The organism is Tenacibaculum aquimarinum (assembly GCF_022478115.1).
In the GTDB taxonomy this organism is placed as follows: domain Bacteria; phylum Bacteroidota; class Bacteroidia; order Flavobacteriales; family Flavobacteriaceae; genus Polaribacter; species Polaribacter aquimarinum_A.
In genome coordinates this window covers 38759-63067 of sequence record NZ_JAKGSC010000006.1, presented here as the reverse complement: position 1 = coordinate 63067, position 24309 = coordinate 38759, and the positions used below count along the sequence as shown (strand labels likewise).

Here is a 24309-nt window from a genome sequence, read left to right as displayed (position 1 = left end):
TATATTAATTAAAGGTTATTCTTTTTGGTACTAAAAAGTTCTTTCAAAATTAAAAAAACTGAAGCTGTGTAGGTTAATGTCATTAACATTCCTGAAAACATAATTAGATATTTCATCCAAAGGATATCTTTCCATAGAAAATAAATACCTCCAAAAGTAAAAACTAATGAAAAGAACGGTTCTATCATTAAAAACATTTTTAACTTCTGATTTACGCTTGTAGTTGCTAAAAGCAAAGAAACCATAAAGAAGATAACGGAAAGTGATAAAATATGACTGTGAACGGTTGTCATAATTTCTCCTTCAGATTTTTTGAACTTCATTTTGGTAGCATTTTCATCTACTTCGTTACCTAAATAGCGCTCTTCTATTCCGGTTGGATTTGCATCTGTTGTTGTTCTAACAAATGAAATTCCACCATAAAAACCAATACTTAAAGTAACTAAAAAGGCTACTATTAAATATCTTATTTCTTTAGGAAATTGTTTAATTAAACCGTTAAACTGCATTAAAAAACCTTGTTTTGATGTAAAATAGCCAAGTTTTGTAAAAACTTGTTTACTGCTATTGTCATTGAAGAAGCGGAAATTGTTGCGCCAGAAATTGCAATAATATCTTGCTCGTACGTTAACGTATCTTTAAACGTTTTTCCGATAAATTGTTTTAACCAACGTTTGCTACCTATTTCTCCACCATAATCTTCTCGGTAAATTAATATTTTGGTTTTTGCTACAATTAGTTCTTTGTTAAGTAGTATTAAATAATCAAATTCGTCTGTTTTGCTTGGTGCTTTGTCTACATAAGCATAACCCAATAGCTGATTATTGTTGCTAATCTTAAATAAGTTTTCTTTTGTAATTGTTTGCGTAAGCTGCTTATTTACAGCGTCTGAAACTGAAATACTTTCTAAAGAAAAGTCTTCTACAGAGAAGGTTTTTTTAATTTCTTTTGCTACTTTTTTTTGCAGTCTATTTGATATATTAAACGAAAAAAATGTAAATGAAATTAAAACAAGAAATAAAGCTAAAAAACGTTTCATATTCATGCAGCAAAAGTAATTAGAATTAATCTAAATAAAAAGAAAAATAGTGTTGTTTTATGGAATAAGCTAGCAAAAACACCCGCGTTAGTGATTGAAACGGCATCCTTTTTTTGAGGCACGAGAAAAAAGATATAGTGAAAAGCACGACCTGAAAGGGAACGCCATAAAAAAAAGCCAACACAAATTTTACTTTGCATTGGCTTTTAGTCAACAAAAATTAATTACAATTTTGTCTATATTTTAGTTTAGAACCAAACTCCTATTCCTAAATTTAATTGTTTTGTATCTTGGTTTAAAGCATTGTCTTTAAATTGGTAATCTGCTTTTACAACCGCTCCTGGAGCAATTTTATAGCTTAAACCAACTGTCCATTCTTGACGATCATAAGTTAAGTTTTCTGCTAAAGCACCATCTACATCTGCGTGTGTGTTATAATCCTCGTAACGAACAAATCCAAAAAGTTGTTGTTTTTTACGTTGTGGTAATAAATTATAAGCTGCTTCTAAATAATATCCTTGTAATGCGCTTCCTAAATCTTTTCCTGTTGCTAAATTATATGCTTCTGTATCTGATAAATCTGCATAAATAAATTGACCACGCGCTGTAAAACGTTGGTATGCGTAACGTGCATCGAATCCAAACATTGAAAGACCAACGTCAGCTCCGTCAATATTTTCTACATCTACTGGAGATTGTGTTCTACCAAAATAACCTGATAAGCCTAAACGTAATCCTGGTAAACCGTAGTAATCTAATTTTGCCGAGAAGTTAGGATTGTTAAAGTTAGACTTTGCTCCTTTTTGTCTTCCGCCACGTAAACCGCTACTTCCACCTAACTTACCTCCAGTAATGTTTCCATTACCATCTGAAGTTGTTGTTTGAAATCCGTTGAAAATATAGGCTTGGTAACGTAAAGACGCTTCGTCATATCTACCTGAAACACCTACTCCAATTTCTCTCCAAGTTGTTGGAATTATTGCTCCATCCATACTTGGACGCTCAACTCCGTTAAACGTTGTTGGTTCGTGGTATTCATTTACAATTCCCATTGGAACTAACATTAAACCTCCACGAAGATTAACATTTTCTGCAACTGTATATTGTAAAAATGCTTGCTCTACGTATACTTCGTTTACGTGTTCAAATTCTACTTCTGTTACAAACTGTACTTTATCTGAAAACTTGTATCCAAATAATAAAACTAAACGTTGTACGTCTAATTCTGCATTTTTTCCTGTTGCTCTGTTGTAAGTAATTTCTCCATAACCACCAACTGTTAAGCCTTTTTGAGCTAAGTTAGAAGATAAAATACGTTGTGCTGCATTTTTTTGATTCTGAGGGTTTGTAGGAATACTATCTTGAGGCGCACTTTGTGCCATTGATAGAAGTGTAAAACTTGTTAATAATAAGAATAATACTTTTTTCATCTTAATTAGATTAAATATAAATAGTGATTAAATTTTCGACTGCAAATATAGTCACCAATTTTAATCTAACAAGTATTATTTAGATTTATTTTAAATAAAAATAAAGAAAAAAGAAATATGGATATTTTAAAACTTATAGGGTTTTTAGATATGAAATGATAGCTCTTCTAATATCATAAGATAAATCTGTATTAGCCGGTTGAAAAACTGTTAGTACACCTGGATTTTTATCAGATAAAAAAGGAATATCGAATCCTTTTAATAAGTAATCAGAGAAAGCTACTTTATAAATTTGATCGTTATTTATAGGAAGATTTTTAACTAACCAATCCTCTCCTACTTTTTCTACATTATGTCTATGCAAATAAGCTCCTGTTCCTGCTGCTTGAACTCCAAAATCTAAAACTTTCTTTAATAAACTACCTTTAATATCTACTTTTAAAATTGCGCCTCCATAAGGTAAAACTCTAAAAATATCTACGGAATTTATATCTCCTTCTAAAACATCGTCAATTCTAATAGAACCTCCATTTACCAAGGCACAATCTACTTCATTATTAAAAGCATAACTCATAGATTTTGTTATAATTTCTCCTAAGTTAGTTTGTTTACTTCTTGTTGGCGTATCTCTACCATCTAAAGGAACAGTTGCAGTATAAATTACTTGGTCTGGATTAGCTATAATCTCTTTGATTTTAGCTTTTAAAAGTGTTTGCCATTTGTCTACTACTACTCCAACTTCTTCGTCTCTAAGAATTCTATCGTTAATTTCTTTTAATTCTGATTTTACAGTAGTTTCCTTTGTAATTGTATTGTAACTTATCCTGTGAATATAAGCAGTTTTTGCATTAGCATCTGCTTTAGAAATTTGAACATTCCCAACAAAATCATTACTATTAGTATGTTCATGTCCGCCCATAATTAAAGGAACATTTGGTAATAATTGTGCTATTTGTTTGTCTTGTTCAAGTGTAACATGTGTTAAACCAATAACAATATCCACTTGGTCTTTTAAATCTAAATAAGAACGTTCTGCCTCTATTAAAACATCTCCATAAGACACATAATCTCTTGGATTAGAAGGCACACAAACACTTATAAAACCTACTTTAATTTTTGTTCCATCTGCATCTGTAAGTTCCTGAATAAACGTATCGTTTACAGGAAATTTCTTACCGTTTACTACTTTTTCAAAATAGAAATTTCTTCCTCCTTTATTATGCATTACGTTTCCTGAAAGCCATTCGAAATTACTTTCATTTAAACGCTTTTGTAAATCGTTGTAACCTAAATCGAACTCATGATTACCAAATGCAACTAAATCGAAATTCATGTAATTCATTACATCAATCATTTGTTTACCTCGTAAACGTTCTCCATCTACTTTAATGGTTCCTAATAAAGACGGATTTAAAAAATCGCCAGCCATAACCATCATTGTATTCGGGTTTTCTTCTAACAAAGCATTATGAACCGCTTGAACTCTTGCCATTCCACCAAACTTACCTCCTTGAATTGGTGCTATTTCATAGACATCATTCAACTGTAAAAAGTTAAACTCAATAGTATTTGGGTCATTTGTAACGGTTTGCTCTACAACAACTTTCTGTGGAAGCAATACTGCTTGTTTAGTTTCTTTCACCTCTTTTGAAGTAGTTGTTGAGGAAGATCCACAAGAAAACAATAATAGTATTGTTGCGAAATATAATATTGATTGTAATTTTTTCATTTTTTATTTTTTTGATAGAAGTTGAAACAATCTTTCGACTGCGCTCAAGATGACATAATCAACTTAAAACACCTCTAAAGCCTTATTATAAGCACTTTCAAAACTCATTGGTTTTATACCTGTTTCTGCTTTTTCTGTTGTAAAATAACTTAATAATTTTTCTGTTGGCATGTTACCTGTTAAATCGTCTTTTGCCATTGGACAACCTCCGTAACCTTTAATTGCACCATCAAAACGCATACAACCTGCTTTGTAAGCTGCATTAACTTTTTCATGCCATTTGTCTGGTGTTGTATGTAAATGTGCACCAAATTCAATTGTTGGATATTGTGGAATTAAATTTGAAAACAGGTAATCGATAACTTCTGGTGTTGAGCTTCCTATTGTATCTGAAAGCGATAAAATTTTAACGCCCATTTTAGACAATTTCTCTGTCCACTCACCTACTATTTCTACATTCCAAGGATCTCCATAGGGATTACCAAAACCCATAGATAAATACGCAACAACCTCTTTATTAGTTCTATTTGCAATACTTAAAATTTCTTGTAACGTTTCTATAGATTGCGATATTGTTTTATGTGTATTACGCATTTGAAAGTTTTCTGAAATTGAAAACGGATAGCCTAAATAATCTATTTCTTCAAATTGAGAAGCATCATTTGCACCTCGAACATTAGCAACGATGGCTAATAATTTACTAGTTGTTGAAGATAAATCTAATTTAGATAACACTTCAGCAGTATCTCTCATTTGAGGAATTGCCTTTGGCGATACAAAGCTTCCAAAATCAATAGTATCAAAACCAACCTTTAGTAAGGAATTGATATACAGTACTTTCTTTTCCGTAGAAATGAAATGACTTTTAATACCTTGCATTGCATCTCTTGGACATTCAATAATTTTCACTTTGTTGCTCATCGATATCAAAGATAAACAAAGTATAGAAATTCTAACAATCAAATTAAGTTTGTTTCTACACTCATTTTTGGTAACTTCGCTAACGTTGAATATTAGACAATTAAAAAAATAAGAAAACCTGAAAAATATAATCCAATTTTGACAGGAACTATTCCAACTAAAAGTGATTAAAAAATTATTAATGAATATCAAAATCATATTGAATTTAAAGCAAAATACATATCGACATATGCTTATTGAAAAAAAAAAGAAAAAAGGCTTTGAATTTAAACAAAGTATAAAAAACATAAAATCAAACGGAACAAAAACTCAACATGCTTTTTCTAAATTATTATGATTGAGAAGAAATCCATATACTGAATTATTAAAATTTAAAAATAAATATGAATACATCAAATATAATTATTGGCTGCATGTCTTGGGGAGATTGGGGCAAAAAATTAACAACAGAAGAACAAGCCGAAATGATTTATTTTTGTGCAGAAAACGGCAATACAACCTTTGACCATGCAGATATTTATGGAGATTACACAACTGAAAGAAATTTTGGAAAGGCATTAAGAGAAAGTAAAATTCAAAGAGAAGAAATTCAACTTATTTCTAAATGTGGTATTCAATACGTTGGAAAAACCAGAAATAATAAAATAAAACATTACAATTATTCGAAAGATTATATTATTTGGAGTGCTGAGGAATCTTTAAAAAACCTAAATACTGATTATTTAGATGTTTTTTTACTACATAGACCAAGTCCTTTAATGCACCCAAATGAAATTGCTGAAGCAATTAATAAATTACAAGAAAGCGGAAAAATTAGAGAATTTGGAGTGTCAAATTTTACACCATCACAAGTAGATCTTATTTCTGATAAAATTAAGATTTCAGTAAACCAAATTGAATTTTCACTTACACAACATAAAGCAATGTTAAATGGAACTTTAGACCAAATGCTACAAAATAGCATTCAACCAATGAGCTGGAGTCCATTAGGAAATGTATTTAAAGAAGAAAATGAGCAAACTACAAGAATAAAAAACGTTTTAAAAACATTCTCGAAAAAATATAGTATTTCGGAAGATGCTATTCTTTTAAGTTGGATATTAAAACATCCTGCCAATATATCACCAGTAATTGGAACCACTAATAAAGAACGAATTAAAAATGCAAATAAAGCGTTAAGTATTCAGTTAGAATTAGAAGATTGGTTTACGCTTTTAACCGAATGCCAAGGTTATAAAGTTCCATAAACAAATAAAAGTAAAATGAGCTTTATTTCAGAAAACAAAAAACTCCTTTCTAAATTATAGAAAGGAGTTTTTTAATTTGATACGAATTAATAGTTACTTAAAAAATGAATCTACAAACTCGTGTTTGTTAAAAACTTGTAAATCGTCTATTCCTTCTCCTACACCAATATATTTTACAGGTATTTGAAATTGGTCTGAAATACCAATTACAACACCACCTTTTGCGGTTCCGTCTAATTTGGTTACCGCTAAAGAAGTTACTTCTGTTGCTTTAGTAAATTGTTTTGCTTGTTCAAATGCATTTTGTCCTGTTGAGCCGTCTAAAACTAATAATACATCGTGCGGAGCATCTGCTACCACTTTTTGCATTACACGTTTTATCTTTGTAAGCTCATTCATTAAGTTTACTTTATTGTGTAAACGACCTGCTGTGTCTATAATTACAACATCGGCATTTTGCGTTACTGCAGATTGCAAGGTATCAAACGCTACAGAAGCTGGATCAGACCCCATTTCTTGGCGTACAATTGGCACATCTACTCTGTCTGCCCAAACTTGTAATTGATCTATTGCTGCTGCTCTAAATGTATCTGCTGCTCCTAAAACAACTTTTAAGCCTTTCTTTTTAAATTGTGAAGCTAACTTACCAATAGTTGTAGTTTTACCTACTCCATTTACTCCAACAACCATTAATACATATGGTTTTTTATTTTCAGGAACTGTAAAATCTGTATCGTTACCAAGATTTGTTTCTGATAATAATCCGGCTATTTCTTCACGTAGAATTCTATTTAACTCGTCGGTTCCTAAATATTTATCTTTAGCAACTCTTGCTTCTATTCTATCAATAATTTTTAAGGTGGTATTTACACCAACGTCTGATGCTACCAGAACCTCTTCTAAATTATCTAAAACATCATCATCTACTTTAGATTTACCAGCTACGGCTTTAGACATTTTATTTAGGAAATTGGTTTTAGATTTCTCTAACCCTTTATCTAAGGTTTCCTTTTTATCTTTTGAAAATATGTTTTTAAAAAAACTCATGTGTTTGGTTTGTATTCTCTAATTATACCTTAAAAATTATGCCAAGACTTAAATTTGACACTTTGTCATTATAAATACGTGCGTTAGGGATTGAAACGGCATCCTTTTTTTTGATCTTATTCTTGCCTTCGCAAGAAATAACAGCGGAAAAAAGATATAGTGTAAAGCCCGACTTGGTCCTGAATGCCTTCAGAATAAAGTAACGCCCAACCTTTTGGCTACGCACTTAATGACAAAATGCAAGATATAAAAAAAAGCTACTCTCTATTTAAGAAAGTAGCTTTATATTTTATGTAAGTAAAATGTTTACTTTTTTGCTAAAAAGGCATCTACAGCAGATGGATCCATAATAGCTTCAACAAATGTGTAAGCTCCTGTTTTTGGAGATTTTACCATTTTAATTGCTTTACTTAATCTTTTTGCTCCTGTTTGTAACGATGCTACTGATTTCTTTGCCATCTTGTATAAATTTAAAGCCGTAGCTAATTATTTAATTTCTTTATGAACTGTCATTTTCTTTAAAATTGGGTTAAATTTCTTTAACTCAACTCTATCTGGAGTGTTCTTCTTGTTTTTTGTTGTAATATAACGAGAAGTTCCTGGTTGTCCTGTTGCTTTGTGCTCAGTACATTCTAAAATAACCTGTACTCTGTTTCCTTTTTTTGCCATTGTGCTAAAATTTTAATCCTAAAAAGGAATTATTTTGTTAAGAATCCTTTTGCTCTTGCTTCTTTAATAACAGCAGCAATTCCTTTTCTATTTATGTTTTTTAATGCAGAAGCAGATACTTTTAAGGTTACCCATTTATCTTCTTCTGGAATAAAGAAACGCTTAGTCATAAGATTAGCGTTAAATCTTCTTTTTGTTCTATTCATTGCATGGGAAACATTGTTTCCAACCATTGCTTTTTTACCTGTAAGTTCACAAACTCTAGACATCTTCTTGACAGTTTTATTTTGTTATCTCTAAACGAGGTGCAAAAATACGTCAATTTTTAAATAAGAACAAAACTATTTTAATTATTTTTTTAAAATTTTTTGCTGTAATAATTCAAATGCCTTAGTTACAGTTCTATTAATTACTTTTTCTCTTGGTTGCCCAAAATTAAATTGGTGTGCTTCTACTCCATTTTTATCTGCAATAGCAATAAAAACTACTCCTACACTTTTATCAGTTTTATCTGTTGTTGGTCCTGCATTTCCTGTTACAGCAATTGCATAATCTGTTTCTGTAATTTTTCTAGCATTTTTTGCCATAACTTCAGCTACTTGAGCACTTACTACAGAATGTGTTTCTATTAACTTAGATGGCACACTTAATAATTGCTGCTTTAATGCTGCTGAATAGGTTACAAAACTTCCTTTATAATATGCTGATGATCCTGCTACAGAAACTAATGTTGCTGCTATCTTTCCTCCTGTTAAACTTTCGGCTGTTGAAAGTGTTTTGCCTTGTTTTTTTAAAAGTAAGCCAATTCTCTTTTCAATAGTTTCTCCTTCATCAAAACCAGTTATAATATCAGGAATTAATTCTTGCAGTTCTTGCAATTGCTTTTCTAAGGCAGTTTCTAAAACTTTTTTATTATCGCCTTTGGCGGATAAACGCAATCTAACTTTACCAAATGATGGTAAATAGGCTAACTTTATAAAGCTTGGCAAATTATTTTCGAAATCTTCAATTATTTCTGCAATTGTACTTTCTCCTGTTCCATAAGTCATAATTGTTTTATGAATTATAAAAGGTAGCTTAAATTGTTGTTGTATTCTTGGTAAAACTTGATTGGTAATTAAACCTTTCATTTCATAAGGAACGCCTGGAAGCGAAACAAAAACTGTATTATTTTCATAAAACCACATTCCTGGTGCTGTTCCAAAATTATTCATTAACAGGGTTGCTTTTGAAGGCAACTGCGCTTGATAACGTTGAATCTCCTTAAACGGATGGTTTATCTTACTAAATAACTCTTTTATATGTGCTATAACTTCTGGATACTCAATAAAAATTTCATCTTTAAAATACTTAGCAATTGTTTTTTTTGTGATGTCGTCTTTTGTTGGCCCTAATCCGCCAGTTAAAATAACAATATCTACGCGTTCTTGTGCTTCTTTTAACGCATTTAATATATGTTGTTCTTCATCTTGGATTGAAGTTATCTGATACACAGAAACTCCTATTTTATTTAATTCTTTCCCAATAAATTGCGAATTTGTATCTACAATTTGACCGATAAGAATCTCGTCTCCAATTGTTATTATTTCTGCGTTCATTATTTTTATATTGAAACTTACTTCACTCTAATATTAAAAGCTTCTTTTCCTTCGATAACACCTTTTAAATTATCATTTTCGACAACTTTACCAACACCTGCTGGCGTTCCTGTAAAAATAATGTCTCCTTTTTTAAGGGTGAAGTATTGTGAAACATACGAAATTAATTCATCAGTTTTCCACAACATTGCATTTGTGTTTCCGTCCTGAACAAGTTCATCATTTTTATATAGTTGAAATTTTAGATTCTCTAAATCGAATTGTTCCTTCGGATAAAACTCTCCCACAACAGCACTTCCATCAAAAGATTTTGCTTTTTCCCAAGGCAAACCTTTTTCTTTACATTTTGCCTGAACGTCTCTTGCTGTTAAATCGATTCCTAAACCAATTTCATCATAATATTTATGCGCAAATTTAGATTGAATGTGTTTACCAACTTTATTAATCTTTACTAAAACCTCAACTTCATAATGAACATCATTAGAAAATGGTGGAATAAAAAATGGATTCTTTCTTGGTAAAATTGCCGAATCTGGCTTTAAAAAAACAACAGGGTTTTCTGGTCTTTCGTTTGCTAACTCTTCTATATGTTTTGCGTAATTGCGCCCAATACAAATTATTTTCATTCTTATTTATTGAAAAATTAAAAGATTAAAATTGAATCTAAAACCTTTATTTAATGCCAACTAAAAATTGATTTACTCTCCAGCTTCTGGAAACACAATTGCTCTATTTCCTGAAACTATAATTTGATGATTTAAATGATTTTTAACTGCTCTTGCCAACACTAACTTTTCTATATCTGCTCCAATTCTTTTTAATGTTGTTGGCGTACTTTCATGTGTTACAGGCTCTACATCTTGCTCAATAATTGGACCTTCATCTAAGTCTTCTGTAGCATAATGCGCCGTTGCTCCTATTAACTTTACACCTCTTTCATAAGCTTTTTTATATGGATTTGCTCCTTGAAAAGCTGGTAAAAACGAATGATGAATATTAATGATTTTTTCTGGATATTTATTAATGAAATTAGAAGACAATATTTGCATATATCTTGCCATAATTGTTAAATCAATATTATTAGAATCTAACAATTCCATAACCTGAGCTTCTTGTTCTTGTTTTGTTTCTTTTGTTACTGGCAAGTAATAATAAGGCACATTAAACATATCTGCAATGTGTCTTAATTTATTATGATTACTTATAACCAATTTAATATTACAAGCTAACAAACCTTCTTTATTACGAGATAATAAATCGTATAAATTATGACTTGTATGCGAAACCATAATTGCTACATTTTTAGTGTCGTCTCCATAATTTACAGACCAATTAAATTGCAAAGGTTCGGCTAATGTTGAAAAACTTTTTTCCAAATCTTCTTTAGAAACATTTGTGCCTTCAGCATTTAAACGAACACGCATAAAATAACTATCTTCAATAGCATTTACATATTGCTGACAGCTTAAAATATTGAATCCTTTTTCGTAAAAAAAACTAGTTATTTTGGCCACCAAACCTTTTTGATCTGGACATTTTATTAAAAAAGTAACTACTTGTGATTTCATTCTAATTAATTATGAATTATAAATTTCTAATTACTAATTATGACAATTCGTAATTAGAAATTATCAAATTAGTAATTGACTATGGTATCCAAACTTTAGGAAAATTAGGTTTTCTTTTTTCAAGAAACGCATCTCTTCCTTCTTTTGCTTCATCTGTCATATAAGCTAAACGTGTTGCTTCTCCTGCAAAAACTTGCTGACCTACCATTCCGTCATCTGTTAAATTCATTGCGAATTTTAGCATTTTTATTGACGTTGGAGATTTCTCTAAAATTTCTTGTGCCCAATCGTACGCAGTACTTTCTAATTCATCATGAGGAATTACGGCATTTACCATTCCCATTTCATAAGCCTCTTGAGCAGAATAATTCCTTCCTAAAAAGAAAATCTCTCTTGCTTTTTTCTGACCTACCATTTTTGCTAAATATGCTGATCCGTAACCTCCATCAAAAGAAGTTACATCTGCATCTGTTTGTTTAAAAATTGCGTGTTCTTTAGACGCTAATGTTAAATCGCAAACAACATGTAAACTGTGTCCGCCACCAACTGCCCAACCAGGAACAACACAAATAACAGCTTTTGGCATAAACCTAATTAAACGCTGTACTTCCAAAATATTTAATCTGTGGTAACCATCTTCTCCAACATAACCTTGATGTCCACGTGCTTTTTGATCTCCTCCAGAACAGAAAGAATAAACGCCGTCTTTTGTACTTGGTCCTTCCGCAGAAAGTAAAACTACACCAATTGATGTGTCTTCACCTGCATCATAAAAAGCATCGTATAATTCTGATGTTGTTTTAGGCCTAAAAGCATTACGTACATTTGGTCTGTTAAATGCTATTCTAGCTACACCGTTACATTTTTTATAAGTTATATCTTCATAAACTTTGGCAGTTTTCCAATCTGGATTTGTCATAATTTGTAAGTTTTTTCGTTAATTTGTCGTTGCACAAAAATAGCGCATTCGATTTTTGTAAGCTAATTTCCCCCGAAATAAAAATTAAAATACAACGTTTTTAAAGTAAACTACAATACATTATGAAAAACAATTGGGGAATCTTAATACTTCTTTTGGTGAGTTTATCATCATTTTCACAAGAATTTATTGATAAAAAATTTGAATCTAAGGAATTAAGGTCTACTAGAGATTTAAAAATTTATTTACCTGAAGGATATCAAACAGATTCAATTAACAATTACCCTTTAGCTATAATTATTGATGGCGAGCATCTTTTTGACACCTATGTTGCAAATTCTAAATTATTTGCAATGACAGATAAGGCGCCTAAACAAATTGTAGTTGGTATTCAAATAAACAAGACTAGAAACGAAGACACCTTTTTTGATGAGAACACCTATCAATTAACCGGTGGAAATGTTAAGTTTTTACGTTTTATTAAAAATGAAATTTTACCTTTCATGGAAGGTAGCTACAGAACCTCTCCATTTATATCAATTATTGGTCAAGGTTCTTCTGCAAATTTAGTTGCCCAATTTTTAAATGAAAAACCAGCCTTATTTAATGCTTACATAGCAATAAATCCTTTATTTGCACCAAATATTACTGCAAAAATAATGTCTTTTCAAGTTGATAAATTTGAAAAAGAAGACAATACATTTTACTTATACATAAATGAGGCTCCATTTTTTAGTAAAGAAAAAAAGAAGCCACTACCAGAATTAAAAACATATCTAACCTCTATAAGTGCTAAAAACTTTCATTTTAAATATGATGAAATGAACTCTGAAAGCTACATATCATCTTTAGGAGAAGCTATTCCTAGAGCTATGAATAAAATATTTGAAACTTACGGAAGTATAACTACAAAAGAGTTTGAAGAAAAAATTAAAGCCTTAGAACCATCTGATGCTATTGCTTACTTAGAAAATAAATATTTAGATATAGATTTCTTATTTGGCTCTAACTTAGGCATTAGAGAAAAAGATATTTATATTATTGAAGATGTAATTATCGACAAAGAAGATGGAAATTACTTACGTGATTTTGGCGAAATGATTTTAAACGTTTATCCAAGGTCTCATATTGGAGATTACTATGTTGGGTTGTATTTTGAAAAACAAGGTAAAATTTCTTTAGCTTTAGAAAGCTACAAAAATGGTTACGGTAAAATGAGTAACTCCGATCCTAATAAAGAGCTTTTTTACAGCAACATAGAAAGAATTAACGGAAAATAAAAGTTTGCTGTTTGCGAAATTGAAAATCGTAAGACTAATAAACTTAATTGTTTTAAATATTTTCGATTATTCTCCAGTAACTAACTCAATTCTGTCATCAGAAATTATAATTAGCTTTTGTCTGTATAAGTTACCAACAGCTTTCTTAAAAGCTTTTTTACTCATTTGTAGGTGGAATTTTATAGACTCTGGAGAACTTTTATCCGTTAAAAGTATAAAACCTTTTTCTTCTAGTTTTGTTAAAACCTTATCTACATCAGAATCAATAACAGCTCTAAAACCCTGTGGTCTTAAAGAAACATCAATCTTATTGTCTTCTCTAATTTTCTTAATATAACCTTCAGTTTCCATTCCTTCTTCTACGTCAGAAAAAATTTCGTTGCTATATAGTAAACCTTCAAATTCATCGTTAATTAAAACGATGTAACCCATTGGTGTTTGCTGTTCAATAATTAAATCTACTTTATCTCCTTCTTCGAAATCCATTATATACTTTTAAAATAGTTCTGCAAAATTACGTCGTTTAGTTCACTTGGCGTACAAATTTCAAGTATTTTTGGTTGATTTGACGCTAAATAGAAACCTGACAAACCTTTTTCTAAACTTTCTAAGTCTGTTGCTTGTTCATATTCAAAACCATACATTTTAGCCAAATGCTCTGCTGTTAAGCCGTGTGGCGTTTCAAAATAGTTTAATGCATTTGTTGATTTTGGCCCTGGAATAATCTTAAAGATTCCACCACCAGAATTGTTTACTAATATAATTCTGAAGTTTTTCGGAATATTGCTATTCCAAAGTGCGTTACTGTCATAGAAAAAACTAACATCACCAGTAATAAAGACAGTTTGTTTATCGCTTGCAAAAGCGGCTCCAATTGCAGTAGAAGTACTTCCGTCAATTCCACTTGTACCACGATTACAAAAGACTTGCAACGTTTTATTCAAGTTGAATAATTGCGCGTATCTTATTATTGAACTATTACTAATTTGTAACTGACAATTATTTGGTATACTTTCTAAAACTTGCTCAAATGCTTTAAAATCTGAATAAACACAATCTGCTAAAAACACCTTGTGATTTTCTTCTTTTTCATCTCTTTTAGAAAGCCATTTTTGTTGATAATTACTTTCGACATCTATAACCTCTTCAAATAATCCTTGAAGAAATACTGCTGGTTTTTCTTGTACAAATTCCGATAAACAAAAATAAGTGTCCATCGCTTTTTGTTCATCTATGTGCCAATGATGTTTTGGTTTGTATTTTCTTAAAAACTGCTTTATTTTTTTAGAAACCACCATTCCTCCAAAAGTTAATAAAACTTCTGGCTGTAAACTTTCTGACTCATTTTCATCTAACGAAAAAATAAGTTTATCAATTGAATTGATATGCTTCTTGTGATATAAATTAGAAGTTGTTTCTGTTAAAATTAAAACAGAATTATCTTCTGAAAAATGATTTATTAAATTCTGAACTACTTCATCCGGATAATTTACACCTACTAAAATCATTTTTTTAGTTGATGAATTCCAGGTTTTTGAAAACTCCTTATAATTTACAGATTGCTTCACTGCGTTTACAACAACATTTGGAAAATTAAAAGAAGTAAGTTCTTCTACAGTTTCATACAAAGGTTCGTCAAACGGAACATTAATATGAACTGGTCCTTTTTTAATTATTGAAGTTTGTAAAGCTTCCGAAACCAATTTTAAGTTTTCAGTTTTATTTATTGAATCATCAACCAAATTGGCAGAAAATAAAATATGATTTGCAAACACATTTTCTTGGCGAATTGTTTGTCCGTCACCAATATCAATTAAATGTTTTGGTCTATCTGCAGAAATAACTACTAAAGGAATATTGCTATAAAAAGCTTCTGCAATTGCAGGATAATAATTTAACAAAGCAGAACCCGATGTACAAACAATTACAACTGGTTTTTGCGTTTGTTGTGCAATTCCTAATGCAAAAAAAGCAGCACAACGCTCATCTACAACACTTAATGTTTCTATTTCAGGATGATTAGAAAAACCAACCGTTAATGGCGCATTTCGTGAACCTGGAGAAATAACAACAGTATCAATATTAAATTGATTACATGCTGAAATTACCAATTGAGCAAGTTCTTTTTTTGGATACATTCTTTTAATCTTAAAAAATGCCATTCCGAAATTATAATTCGAAATGACATTCTATATAAAAATCAACTTGGTTGATTAGTTTCCTTTCTTATAATCTGCTAAAAACTTAGCCAAACCACTATCTGTTAAAGGATGTCTTAACAAACCTTCAATGGCGCTTAAAGGCCCAGTCATAACATCAGAACCTAATTTTGCACAATCAATAATGTGCATTGTATGACGCACAGATGCTGCTAAAATTTCAGTTTCGAAACCATAATTATCATATATATGACGAATTTCTGCAATTAGGTTTAAACCATCTGTAGAAATATCATCTAAACGACCAATAAATGGCGACACATACGTTGCTCCTGCTTTTGCTGCCAATAATGCTTGACCTGCAGAAAACACTAACGTCACGTTTGTTTTTATTCCTTTAGAAGAAAAATATTTACACGCTTTTACACCGTCTTTTATCATTGGTAATTTTACCACAATTTGCGGATTTAAAGCAGCCAAAGCTTCACCTTCTTTTACCATTCCGTCGAAATCTGTAGAAATTACTTCTGCAGAAACATCTCCATCTACCAACTCACAAATTGCTTTGTAATGGTTAATAATGTTGGCTTCTCCAGTAATTCCTTCTTTTGCCATTAAAGACGGATTTGTAGTTACTCCATCTAAAATACCCATTGCTTGCGCTTCTTCAATTTGGGCTAAATTTGCTGTATCAATAAAAAATTTCATCTAAATATATTTAAAAGTTGTGTTTATTTTTTTGGGCGTTACCTAAAAAGGTCGGGCTTTTCGCTATATCTTTTGCTTTGTTCTCGATACAAATTTGCCAAAAAAAGCAAATTCACTCGAACTAACAGCAAAAGGATGCCGCTGCAATCCCTAACGCGGTGCTAATTTACAATTTATAATGATTCATCAATAATTTTTGATACCATTTATCTGGTAAAATTCTTTTTAAAACTATAGAGAATTTCTCCATAAACCCGCCTACTTTATAATGTACTTTCGGATTCTTGGTATTTATAATTTGTAATACTTTTTTTGCCATTACTATTGGATCCATTCCGCCAGAAACATGAGAATCCATTAAAGCTAGATTTTCTGCATATTTTTCTTTGTACGCAGAGTTTTCAAAAACAGGTGTATGATAACGTCCAGAAGCAATATTAGTTGCAAAATCTCCAGGAGCAACGTTTACAACATTAATTCCAAACTGATTTACTTCCATATTTGTAGCTTCGGTAATTAACTCTAAAGCACCTTTACTTGCTGAATAAATTCCGCGAAATGGCAAACCCATATAACCTGCAATAGAAGTTACGTTTAAAATTAAACCCGATTTCTGCTTTCGCATTTGTGGTAAAACAGCTTTCATAACTTCAATAGGTCCAAAGAAATTAGTATCAAAATTGGTTTTCATTTCTAAAGTTGGTGTGTCTTCAATAGCGCCTGTAATTCCTTTACCTGCGTTATTTATAAGAACATCTACTTTTCCTTCTTTAGCAATCACTTTTTCAACAGCACTTGTAATCGTTGCTGGTTTAGTAACATCTAACGCAACCAAATTAAAAGGAAATTTAGCTGCATTTGCTTCACTTCTACTTGTTCCGTAAACAGTAAATCCTTTACTTAATAAATAAATTGCTATTGCTTTTCCTATTCCAGAGGAAGCTCCTGTTATTAAAACTACTTTAGACATGTTGTGTAAATTATGCTTGGCAAATATCAATAAAACTAAATCAAGTACAAATTAACAAGCAATAAAACTTATTTTTACAAAAAGTGTCACAAATTAAATATTGATTTGTCTCTACTATAGAACTGATTAATTGAAAGCTCAAAATCAACATATAACCAAACTAATAGAGCGGTGTAAAAATTCAGATCAAACTGCACAAATGGAAGTGTATAACGGCTATTACAAAGCTATGTACAATACTTCATTACGTATTTTGAAAGATGAATTTGAAGCCGAAGATCTAATGCAAGAAGCGTTTTTAACTGCTTTTACAAAATTACACACATTTAAAGGTGAAGTAACTTTTGGAGCTTGGTTAAAGAGAATTGTTATCAATAAAAGTTTAACACAACTTAAAAAGAATAACAGATACGAAGATGTAAAAATGGAAATTGTTAGCGATAACAATGTAGAAGAAGAGCAAGTTAATTATTCTGCAGTTGATCCAAAAGAAGTTTTAAACTATATAAACTCTTTAAAAGATAATTACAGATTGGTTTTAACCCTAAATTTAATTGAAGGTTACGATTATGAAGAAATAGCAGAAATATTAAAGTATACCAACGAGAATGTACGAACCACCGTTTCTCGTGCCAAGAAAAAATTAAAGCAAGTTATACTTGCAAACACTAATAAAATTCAAGAATATGGAAGATAATTTAGATACTTTCTTCTCAGAAAATAAATTCGATTTTCATGAACCTCATTCTGGTCATGCAGAACGTTTTCAAAGAAAATTAAACAATCCAGGTAAAGTAAATAAAACTTCTTGGAAATGGCTAAGCGTTGCTGCATCAGTTGTTTTACTTGTAGGATTTTGGTTGGGCGCAAACCAACAACCAACACAATTAGATTTGGCAGATTTATCTCCAAAAATGGAAGAAACACAAAACTACTTTGTTGCTACAATTCATCACGAGTTAAAAGAATTAGAAAAACACAGAAACTTAGATACTGAGGTAATTATTGAAGATGCTTTAGAAGAATTAGAAAAGCTAGAAGATAGATACAAGTATTTTATAGACGAATTAAACCAAAATGGTTACGAAAAACGAATTGTCTATGAAATGATTAACAATTACCAACAGCGTTTAGAAATTTTAAACAACGTTATACAGCAAATAGAAGAAATTAAGAATACAAATACCATTCAAAAAGATGAAGCCTATATATAAAATTACATTTTTCTTATTATTAATACCCGCAATATTATTTGCAAATACTAATCCGAAGAAAAAGCACGAAAAAAGCAAAACCATTAATAAAGAGTTTAATGTTAATAGCGATGCTACATTAGACATTAGTAACAAATATGGAAACATAACTGTTACTACATGGAATGAAAACCGTGTGGAAATTGATGTAAAAATTACTGTAAAAGGAAATAATTTAGACAATGTTGAAGATAGACTAAACAGTATAAAAATTGAATTTGATGCTACTAAAAGTTTGGTTGAAGCTAGAACAATTTTAGGTAGTCAAAAATCTAGCTGGTCTTCTTGGTGGGGAAAAAGCAGCAACATGAGCTATCAAATTAATTATGTTGTTAAAATGCCAAGAACCAACAACGTAGATTTTAGCAATAAATATGGTAATATTATTCTTGGAGAACTAGAAGGAGAAGCTAATATTAGTTGCGATTATGGTAAAATCTTAATTGAAGAATTACACAATAAAAACAATACAATTGATTTAGACTACTGTTCTCAATCTACCATAAACTATATGAATTCTGGAGATGTTTCAATTGACTACTCTAAACTTTCAATAGAGAAAACTAACAAAATTAAAACAAATGCAGATTACTCTAACATACATATTGGAGAAGCAGATATTGTAGATTTTAATAGCGATTACGGAAGTATAACTATTGATGAAGCTAATGATATTAATGGAAATTCAGATTATGCAAGCATGAAGTTAGGAACCGTAAATAAGAACCTAACAATAGATACAGATTACGGAGGTTTACGCGTAAAAAACCTTGCAAAAGGATTTGAAAAAGTTACAATTGACGGAAGCTATGCAGGCATAAAAATTGGAACAAGTAGTACTAATAATTTCGATTTCACAATCGACTTAGGATATGCAAGTTTTAGCTATCCAGATGAAAAAATAAACATGCGAAAAAGCATTAAAAAAACATCTAAAAAATATTACGAAGGTTCTTTTGGAAAAGGGAGTAATTCTTCTAAAATACATATAAAATCTGGTTACGGTGGCGTATCCTTAAAACTAAACGACTAAAAATTTAAATCCTATTATCATGAAAAAAGCATATATAACAGTACTACTTTTAACAATAAGCTTAACAGCAAATGCCCAATGGTGGGGAAATTCAGAAAAAATTAAAGGAAACGGAAAAGTAACAACTGAAGTAAGAAAAGTTGGTGGTTTTGATAAAGTTACCGTTGGTGGTTCTTTTGATGTAATTCTTATTGCCGGAAAAGAAGGAAAAGTAACTTTAGAAGGCGAAGAAAATGTTTTAGAATACATTATAACTGAAGTAAATAACGGAAAACTAGAAATTAAGTTTAAAAACAACACTAACGTTCGTACTACTAAAAAATTAACCGCTACAGTTCCTTTTGAAGCTATTGAAGCAGTATCTTTAGGTGGTTCCGGTAATGTTTTTGTTAAAAAAACGATTAAATCTAACAGAGTTTCAGTAGCAATTGGTGGCTCTGGAAATATTGTTGCTGAAGTAGAAGCAGAAAATATTAGCGCATCTATTGGCGGCTCTGGAGATATTAAATTATCTGGTAAAGCAACTACTTTAAAATGTTCTATTGCTGGTTCTGGTAGCATTAAAGCTTACGAGTTAGAAACTGAAGATTTAAAAGCAAGTATTGCTGGTTCTGGTAGCGTAAAAACTCATGTAAACAACAAAATTAAAGCAAGTGTTGTTGGTTCTGGAAGTGTTTATTACAAAGGAAATCCTTCTAAAATCAACACTAGTTCTATTGGTTCTGGAGATGTAATTGACAGAAATTAAAAAGAACAACATTCATAAATTACTAAAGCTCAGTATTAACTGAGCTTTTTTTTATGCCTTATTTTTGCTTGTTTGTAAACTCCTTTTTGGGTAATTTTGCTAAACTTACTCCATTGAAATTTGGACATTTTTTTTACGACTACTAAAGTCTAATTACTCAGCAATAAGTAACATGAAAAACAACAAGAAAGTACAATATATTAAAAGCGTTTTAGACAATATGCCAACTAATTGGTTGAGTTTAACTACTCATAGATTAGATATTTATAATGAAGCGCTAGCAAAAACAGAATTCTTAGAACAATTTGAACTTCTATACAACAACGATAATGCAGAATTATCATCTTTAAATGAATTACCAACCGCTTACGATTATATTAGATTAGGACATCCTTTATCTTGTATATTAGAATGGACAATTGGTAATTTAAATAAATTAAAATCAGAAAATGTAATCAGTTTTGATTCTAAAACAATACCTGTTTTGGCTATTTTAAGAAAGAACTTGTTAGAAAATAGAAACACGCAAATAGTGTATTCTGGTGAGCTTCCTGAAAATTTTAATGCTGAAAAATTAAGAACTGTTTACGGTTATCAATTTGAATTAAAATCTGTTAAAAGTAGTACAGAAATTTCTGAATTTAACGGAAGTACAATTTACATCTCTCAAAACGATAAAATTGAAGCTTCAAATTTGAATTCAAATATTGACTTTTTTATCAGCTTACATGCTCACTTAGGAAGTATTTTACTTGTAAATGGCGAGCAAAATGAAAATTACATTTCAGACATTCAACATGTAAGAAGAAGAGAAACTATTGCAATGACACCAGCAAATTGTCTTGTTGCGCTAAAATCTTTAATTTCTGAAACAACAATTAAGAACAAACCTTTAAACGAAGCTAATAAAGCTAGTGTCTTAAATTCTATCAAAAAAATTACAGGAACTATTACAAAACCTTTAGTTTCTTCAAGCGGATTATCTATTCAATACGCCATTTTAATGGGCTTAATTGATGACGCTCAAGAAAAAAATCCTGGCAAAGCCATAAAAATTATTGTTCCTCCAAATTGTTATGGTGGTACAAACGACCAAGCAAGACGAGTTGCAGCCTGCATAAAAAATGTAGCAATAGTAGATTTACCTGTAGATGGCGATAATGATATGGTAAAAAGTATCGACATGGTTTTAACTAAAATTGCTGATGAAGATGCAATTCCATATATAATTGCAGAAATACCTACAAATCCAAGAGTTGAAGTTCCAAATCTTATCGATTTAAGAACCGTACTTATTAAAGAACGTACTACTTCAACAGGAAATATTGCAATTGATCCAGTTTTTATTTTAGACCAAACTTTTTGTCCTAATGTTCGTTTTTTAGGTGAAAATGATATCCTTTCAACTGTTAGAACTATTTCTTTTGCAAGTGGCTCTAAATTTCCAAGTGGTGGAAAATGTACTGCCGGTTATTGTGTAGGAAACAAAAAAACTTCCGCTTTAATGGAAAAAATAGCTTTACACCTAACACTTTGTGATAATGAAGCTACAGATCTTCAATATGAAATATTAGCAGAACAATTACCTTCTATGAATAAACGAATTGCAGATGCTTATAAAAACACTCGCGAGTTCGTAAATTTCATCCACAAAACTTTACCAGAAGCTAAAATTAATTTTGTTTCTGAAGAATTAGCACAACAAGGTTTTACGCCTTCAGTTTTCTCATTAGATCTTCCTACAAAAGGAAATACAGCTGAAGAAAAGGAAACGTATAAAAGAACTTTGAATCATAAATTAATCAATTTAATGATTACCAAAATCCCTACTGAAAGCAAGTATTGCGTAAGTTATGGACAATTAAAAGGATGCTACTGGACAATTCCTGCAACTTCTACGCAAGGAACAACTAAAGAAGGAGACAAAGATTATATTGCTCGTGTGGCGCTCTCTGCAAATATGGATTTAGAGCTTCATAAAAAAGTATTTTCAACGTTTGTTGAGAGTATTTAACAGCAATTAATTGACAAATAATTTTCATGAAATTTTACACAATTAAAGCCGCCAAAATAATTGGTTTACATATTTTTTGCGGCTTATTTCTTTTCTGTTCTTTACCAGTAAAAGCACAAGAAGCGTTTAAACCTCTACCTTTAATTATTGATGCTGACACAGCTAATGAAGTAGATGATTTATTTGCAATTGTTAGAGCTATTTTAGAACCTAATTTTAATTTAATAGGTATAAATTCTGCTCAGTTTCATACTTCTCCTTTGGCCTCAGAAAACACCGTTGAAGAAAGCCAACAGATTAATGAAGAAATTCTAAAATTAATGAACGTTAAAGGTATTTCTTTACCATTGGGCAGTAATTCTCCTTTAACAGAATACGGAAAGCCTGTTTCCTCTGAAGCTTCTAAGTTTATTATTGAAACTGCTCATCAAATGAAAAAGGGTGAAAAATTGAATATAATAATCTTAGGTTCTTGTACAAATGTAGCTTCAGCAATTTTAGAAGATCCTTCTATTATATCTAAAATAAAAGTACACTATCTTGGGTTCTGGCACACTGTAGCAACAAATACTTATAATAAAAAAGAATTTAATTCTGGAAATGATCCTATTGCTGTAGAGGTTTTACTGAATACCAAAACTCTAGACCTTAATGTAATGACAGCTACAACTAGTCAAAATTTAGTATTTACAAAACAAGAAGTAGATCGTCAACTAAAAAATAAAAAAGGTGTTGCTAACTACTTGATAAAACGTTGGGAAACTTACGAGCGTTGGTGGACTAAAGAAGATCCTGAAAAAGAAAAATGGATTATGTGGGATGTTGCAATTATTGAAGCATTAGCACAACCAAAATGGTCTACTGTAAAAGGTTTTTTAACTCCTCCAGAAAACACACAGCGTACAATTGGTATTCACACAAATATAAATACTGATAAAATGAAGCATAACTTTTGGAGTGCTTTAGAAAAATTATAATCCCACTTTTTATGTTTATTGATCAACAAACTTCTTTAGAAGAAATTAAAAAATTATTACAAAAAATTGATTTTTTTACAGATAATAACGAAAACATAATTAAAGTAACAAAACCTGGAGAAGGTAATATGAATGTAGTGTTACGAGTTAAAACTAATCTACGTTCATTTATTGTAAAGCAATCTCGTCCTTTTGTTCAAAAATATAAAAGCATTGATGCACCTATTGAACGTATTGATATTGAATATCAGTTTTACAAAACAATAGCTAACAATGCTATTCTAAACAAATATCTTCCAAAAATACTACAGTACAATGCTGAGAATCATTTATTAATTTTAGAAGATTTAGGAGAATGTGAAGACATGACTAATTTGTATAATTCAGATAAAATTGAAATACAACAACTAGAATTACTTATTAATGTTATTGCTAATATTCACAATTCAAAAACAACTAAAAATTACCCAGAAAACAAAGGTTTACGCGTATTAAATCATCAACATATTTTTGAACTTCCTTTTATAGAAAACAATGGTTTTTCTTTAAATGAAATCCAACCAGGACTAGAAGAACTTTCCATTCCGTATAAAAAAGACATCTTATTAAAAGAAAGAATTAAAGAAGTTGGTAATAGATATTTATCTGAAGGAAAAACCTTATTACATGGAGATTATTACCCAGGAAGCTGGATGCGCAAAGACAATGATATTTATATTATTGATCCAGAATTTAGTTTTTTAGGTTTTGCTGAATTTGATTTAGGAGTTCTTGCAGCGCATGCTATTTTAATTTCACAAAATAAAACTGTCTTTTCAGTTATTGAGAAAAATTATCCAAATAAAATAGATAGTAAACTTTTAAATCAAGTAGCAGGAATTGAAATAATGCGTAGACTAATTGGATTAGCACAATTACCTATTTCCTTAACTATTAAAGAAAAAGAAGAACTATTAAAAACAGCTTATTCTTTAGTAATGGATTAGTTGATTGAACTAAG

Annotated in this window: 27 protein-coding genes; 10 read left to right on the top strand and 17 right to left on the bottom strand. The window is 30.5% G+C overall.

Going from position 1 to position 24309, the window contains the following annotated elements:
- Positions 1–8: 8 nt before the first annotated feature.
- From L1S33_RS11280 to L1S33_RS11260, 5 genes are all read right to left on the bottom strand, one after another.
- The gene (locus L1S33_RS11280; protein WP_240562403.1) at positions 9–509 is read right to left on the bottom strand and encodes a hypothetical protein; all 501 of its coding nucleotides are present in this window, start codon (positions 507–509) and stop codon (positions 9–11) included.
- A complete protein-coding gene (locus L1S33_RS11275) occupies positions 509–1039 on the bottom strand; it encodes an FMN-binding protein (protein WP_240562402.1) in 531 nt (176 codons plus the stop codon). Before L1S33_RS11275 ends, L1S33_RS11280 begins: the two co-directional genes overlap by 1 nt.
- Before the next feature lie 248 nt (positions 1040–1287).
- Complete coding sequence (locus L1S33_RS11270) at positions 1288–2469, bottom strand: porin (protein WP_240562401.1); 1182 nt, start codon at positions 2467–2469, stop codon at positions 1288–1290.
- Positions 2470–2602: 133 nt separating this feature from the next.
- On the bottom strand, positions 2603–4198 hold the full coding sequence (locus L1S33_RS11265; protein WP_240562400.1) for a bifunctional metallophosphatase/5'-nucleotidase: 1596 nt from the start codon (positions 4196–4198) through the stop codon (positions 2603–2605).
- A 63-nt stretch (positions 4199–4261) separates the two neighbouring features.
- The gene (locus L1S33_RS11260; protein WP_240552587.1) at positions 4262–5119 is read right to left on the bottom strand and encodes a hydroxymethylglutaryl-CoA lyase; all 858 of its coding nucleotides are present in this window, start codon (positions 5117–5119) and stop codon (positions 4262–4264) included.
- Between the two features lie 181 nt (positions 5120–5300).
- Between L1S33_RS11260 and L1S33_RS13245 the strand changes: the two genes are divergently transcribed.
- A complete protein-coding gene (locus tag L1S33_RS13245; RefSeq protein ID WP_394801774.1) occupies positions 5301–5456 on the top strand; it encodes a DUF4269 domain-containing protein in 156 nt (51 codons plus the stop codon).
- Positions 5457–5502: 46 nt separating this feature from the next.
- Positions 5503–6366, top strand: coding sequence for an aldo/keto reductase (locus L1S33_RS11255; protein ID WP_240552588.1), 864 nt, complete (start codon positions 5503–5505; stop codon positions 6364–6366).
- Between the two features lie 93 nt (positions 6367–6459).
- Here the strand turns inward: L1S33_RS11255 and ftsY are convergent, their stop codons facing one another.
- The 8 genes from ftsY to L1S33_RS11215 all read right to left on the bottom strand — a co-directional run bounded on the left by ftsY (position 6460) and on the right by L1S33_RS11215 (position 12167).
- Complete coding sequence (ftsY, locus tag L1S33_RS11250) at positions 6460–7413, bottom strand: signal recognition particle-docking protein FtsY (RefSeq protein WP_240552589.1); 954 nt, start codon at positions 7411–7413, stop codon at positions 6460–6462.
- 306 nt (positions 7414–7719) lie between these two features.
- A complete protein-coding gene (locus L1S33_RS11245) occupies positions 7720–7872 on the bottom strand; it encodes a DUF4295 domain-containing protein (protein ID WP_072554599.1) in 153 nt (50 codons plus the stop codon).
- A 27-nt stretch (positions 7873–7899) separates the two neighbouring features.
- Positions 7900–8082, bottom strand: a complete 183-nt coding sequence (gene rpmG, locus L1S33_RS11240; RefSeq protein ID WP_072554598.1) for a 50S ribosomal protein L33 — start codon at positions 8080–8082, stop codon at positions 7900–7902.
- A 29-nt stretch (positions 8083–8111) separates the two neighbouring features.
- Positions 8112–8351: a 50S ribosomal protein L28 gene (gene rpmB / locus L1S33_RS11235; RefSeq protein WP_240552590.1), complete on the bottom strand. Its 240-nt coding sequence runs from the start codon at positions 8349–8351 to the stop codon at positions 8112–8114.
- Positions 8352–8432: 81 nt separating this feature from the next.
- Positions 8433–9680: a competence/damage-inducible protein A gene (locus L1S33_RS11230; RefSeq protein WP_240562399.1), complete on the bottom strand. Its 1248-nt coding sequence runs from the start codon at positions 9678–9680 to the stop codon at positions 8433–8435.
- Between the two features lie 17 nt (positions 9681–9697).
- Positions 9698–10306, bottom strand: a complete 609-nt coding sequence (locus L1S33_RS11225) for a fumarylacetoacetate hydrolase family protein (RefSeq protein WP_240562398.1) — start codon at positions 10304–10306, stop codon at positions 9698–9700.
- A gap of 72 nt (positions 10307–10378) precedes the next feature.
- Positions 10379–11248: a formyltetrahydrofolate deformylase gene (purU, locus tag L1S33_RS11220; protein WP_240562397.1), complete on the bottom strand. Its 870-nt coding sequence runs from the start codon at positions 11246–11248 to the stop codon at positions 10379–10381.
- Positions 11249–11327: 79 nt separating this feature from the next.
- Complete coding sequence (locus L1S33_RS11215; protein ID WP_240552594.1) at positions 11328–12167, bottom strand: 1,4-dihydroxy-2-naphthoyl-CoA synthase; 840 nt, start codon at positions 12165–12167, stop codon at positions 11328–11330.
- A 122-nt stretch (positions 12168–12289) separates the two neighbouring features.
- Here L1S33_RS11215 and L1S33_RS11210 point away from each other — a divergent pair, with 122 nt between their 5' ends.
- Complete coding sequence (locus L1S33_RS11210; protein ID WP_240552595.1) at positions 12290–13447, top strand: alpha/beta hydrolase; 1158 nt, start codon at positions 12290–12292, stop codon at positions 13445–13447.
- A 66-nt stretch (positions 13448–13513) separates the two neighbouring features.
- Here the strand turns inward: L1S33_RS11210 and L1S33_RS13205 are convergent, their stop codons facing one another.
- The 4 genes from L1S33_RS13205 to L1S33_RS11190 all read right to left on the bottom strand — a co-directional run bounded on the left by L1S33_RS13205 (position 13514) and on the right by L1S33_RS11190 (position 17284).
- The gene (locus L1S33_RS13205) at positions 13514–13933 is read right to left on the bottom strand and encodes a S1 RNA-binding domain-containing protein (RefSeq protein ID WP_303435616.1); all 420 of its coding nucleotides are present in this window, start codon (positions 13931–13933) and stop codon (positions 13514–13516) included.
- A complete protein-coding gene (menD, locus tag L1S33_RS11200; RefSeq protein WP_394801773.1) occupies positions 13933–15609 on the bottom strand; it encodes a 2-succinyl-5-enolpyruvyl-6-hydroxy-3-cyclohexene-1-carboxylic-acid synthase in 1677 nt (558 codons plus the stop codon). Before menD ends, L1S33_RS13205 begins: the two co-directional genes overlap by 1 nt.
- Positions 15610–15660: 51 nt before the next feature.
- Positions 15661–16314, bottom strand: coding sequence for a fructose-6-phosphate aldolase (fsa, locus tag L1S33_RS11195; RefSeq protein WP_072554590.1), 654 nt, complete (start codon positions 16312–16314; stop codon positions 15661–15663).
- A gap of 166 nt (positions 16315–16480) precedes the next feature.
- Positions 16481–17284 (bottom strand): SDR family oxidoreductase, encoded by an 804-nt coding sequence (locus L1S33_RS11190; protein WP_240562396.1) that lies wholly within the window; start codon positions 17282–17284, stop codon positions 16481–16483.
- Positions 17285–17414: 130 nt separating this feature from the next.
- On the opposite strand from L1S33_RS11190, the gene L1S33_RS11185 reads away from it, so the two are divergent.
- From L1S33_RS11185 to L1S33_RS11155, 7 genes are all read left to right on the top strand, one after another.
- Positions 17415–17981 (top strand): RNA polymerase sigma factor, encoded by a 567-nt coding sequence (locus L1S33_RS11185; protein ID WP_240562395.1) that lies wholly within the window; start codon positions 17415–17417, stop codon positions 17979–17981.
- Complete coding sequence (locus tag L1S33_RS11180; protein WP_240562394.1) at positions 17971–18498, top strand: hypothetical protein; 528 nt, start codon at positions 17971–17973, stop codon at positions 18496–18498. The genes L1S33_RS11185 and L1S33_RS11180 overlap by 11 nt, the downstream gene beginning before the upstream one ends.
- Complete coding sequence (locus tag L1S33_RS11175) at positions 18482–19570, top strand: hypothetical protein (RefSeq protein WP_240562393.1); 1089 nt, start codon at positions 18482–18484, stop codon at positions 19568–19570. The genes L1S33_RS11180 and L1S33_RS11175 overlap by 17 nt, the downstream gene beginning before the upstream one ends.
- 19 nt (positions 19571–19589) lie before the next feature.
- Positions 19590–20318, top strand: coding sequence for a head GIN domain-containing protein (locus L1S33_RS11170; protein WP_240562392.1), 729 nt, complete (start codon positions 19590–19592; stop codon positions 20316–20318).
- Between the two features lie 172 nt (positions 20319–20490).
- Positions 20491–22332: a PLP-dependent aminotransferase family protein gene (locus L1S33_RS11165; RefSeq protein WP_240562391.1), complete on the top strand. Its 1842-nt coding sequence runs from the start codon at positions 20491–20493 to the stop codon at positions 22330–22332.
- Positions 22333–22358: 26 nt separating this feature from the next.
- On the top strand, positions 22359–23309 hold the full coding sequence (locus L1S33_RS11160) for a nucleoside hydrolase (protein WP_240562390.1): 951 nt from the start codon (positions 22359–22361) through the stop codon (positions 23307–23309).
- 11 nt (positions 23310–23320) lie between these two features.
- Positions 23321–24295 (top strand): phosphotransferase, encoded by a 975-nt coding sequence (locus L1S33_RS11155; RefSeq protein WP_240562389.1) that lies wholly within the window; start codon positions 23321–23323, stop codon positions 24293–24295.
- The last annotated feature ends 14 nt before the right edge of the window (positions 24296–24309 follow it).

What these genes read in the sequence shown, in the direction of transcription:
- purU (WP_240562397.1), bottom strand. Translation starts at nt 11,248, where the DNA reads ATGAAATCACAAGTAGTTACTTTTTTAATAAAATGTCCAGATCAAAAA.
- L1S33_RS11280 (WP_240562403.1), bottom strand. Translation starts at nt 509, where the DNA reads ATGCAGTTTAACGGTTTAATTAAACAATTTCCTAAAGAAATAAGATAT.
- L1S33_RS11255 (WP_240552588.1), top strand. Translation starts at nt 5,503, where the DNA reads ATGAATACATCAAATATAATTATTGGCTGCATGTCTTGGGGAGATTGG.
- ftsY (WP_240552589.1), bottom strand. Translation starts at nt 7,413, where the DNA reads ATGAGTTTTTTTAAAAACATATTTTCAAAAGATAAAAAGGAAACCTTA.
- L1S33_RS13205 (WP_303435616.1), bottom strand. Translation starts at nt 13,933, where the DNA reads ATGGATTTCGAAGAAGGAGATAAAGTAGATTTAATTATTGAACAGCAA.
- L1S33_RS11190 (WP_240562396.1), bottom strand. Translation starts at nt 17,284, where the DNA reads ATGTCTAAAGTAGTTTTAATAACAGGAGCTTCCTCTGGAATAGGAAAA.
- L1S33_RS11260 (WP_240552587.1), bottom strand. Translation starts at nt 5,119, where the DNA reads ATGAGCAACAAAGTGAAAATTATTGAATGTCCAAGAGATGCAATGCAA.
- L1S33_RS11155 (WP_240562389.1), top strand. Translation starts at nt 23,321, where the DNA reads ATGTTTATTGATCAACAAACTTCTTTAGAAGAAATTAAAAAATTATTA.
- L1S33_RS11180 (WP_240562394.1), top strand. Translation starts at nt 17,971, where the DNA reads ATGGAAGATAATTTAGATACTTTCTTCTCAGAAAATAAATTCGATTTT.
- L1S33_RS11175 (WP_240562393.1), top strand. Translation starts at nt 18,482, where the DNA reads ATGAAGCCTATATATAAAATTACATTTTTCTTATTATTAATACCCGCA.
- rpmB (WP_240552590.1), bottom strand. Translation starts at nt 8,351, where the DNA reads ATGTCTAGAGTTTGTGAACTTACAGGTAAAAAAGCAATGGTTGGAAAC.
- L1S33_RS11265 (WP_240562400.1), bottom strand. Translation starts at nt 4,198, where the DNA reads ATGAAAAAATTACAATCAATATTATATTTCGCAACAATACTATTATTG.
- L1S33_RS11170 (WP_240562392.1), top strand. Translation starts at nt 19,590, where the DNA reads ATGAAAAAAGCATATATAACAGTACTACTTTTAACAATAAGCTTAACA.
- fsa (WP_072554590.1), bottom strand. Translation starts at nt 16,314, where the DNA reads ATGAAATTTTTTATTGATACAGCAAATTTAGCCCAAATTGAAGAAGCG.
- menD (WP_394801773.1), bottom strand. Translation starts at nt 15,609, where the DNA reads ATGGCATTTTTTAAGATTAAAAGAATGTATCCAAAAAAAGAACTTGCT.
- L1S33_RS11160 (WP_240562390.1), top strand. Translation starts at nt 22,359, where the DNA reads ATGAAATTTTACACAATTAAAGCCGCCAAAATAATTGGTTTACATATT.
- L1S33_RS11210 (WP_240552595.1), top strand. Translation starts at nt 12,290, where the DNA reads ATGAAAAACAATTGGGGAATCTTAATACTTCTTTTGGTGAGTTTATCA.
- L1S33_RS11230 (WP_240562399.1), bottom strand. Translation starts at nt 9,680, where the DNA reads ATGAACGCAGAAATAATAACAATTGGAGACGAGATTCTTATCGGTCAA.
- L1S33_RS11270 (WP_240562401.1), bottom strand. Translation starts at nt 2,469, where the DNA reads ATGAAAAAAGTATTATTCTTATTATTAACAAGTTTTACACTTCTATCA.
- rpmG (WP_072554598.1), bottom strand. Translation starts at nt 8,082, where the DNA reads ATGGCAAAAAAAGGAAACAGAGTACAGGTTATTTTAGAATGTACTGAG.
- L1S33_RS11225 (WP_240562398.1), bottom strand. Translation starts at nt 10,306, where the DNA reads ATGAAAATAATTTGTATTGGGCGCAATTACGCAAAACATATAGAAGAG.
- L1S33_RS13245 (WP_394801774.1), top strand. Translation starts at nt 5,301, where the DNA reads ATGAATATCAAAATCATATTGAATTTAAAGCAAAATACATATCGACAT.
- L1S33_RS11165 (WP_240562391.1), top strand. Translation starts at nt 20,491, where the DNA reads ATGAAAAACAACAAGAAAGTACAATATATTAAAAGCGTTTTAGACAAT.
- L1S33_RS11275 (WP_240562402.1), bottom strand. Translation starts at nt 1,039, where the DNA reads ATGAAACGTTTTTTAGCTTTATTTCTTGTTTTAATTTCATTTACATTT.
- L1S33_RS11215 (WP_240552594.1), bottom strand. Translation starts at nt 12,167, where the DNA reads ATGACAAATCCAGATTGGAAAACTGCCAAAGTTTATGAAGATATAACT.
- L1S33_RS11245 (WP_072554599.1), bottom strand. Translation starts at nt 7,872, where the DNA reads ATGGCAAAGAAATCAGTAGCATCGTTACAAACAGGAGCAAAAAGATTA.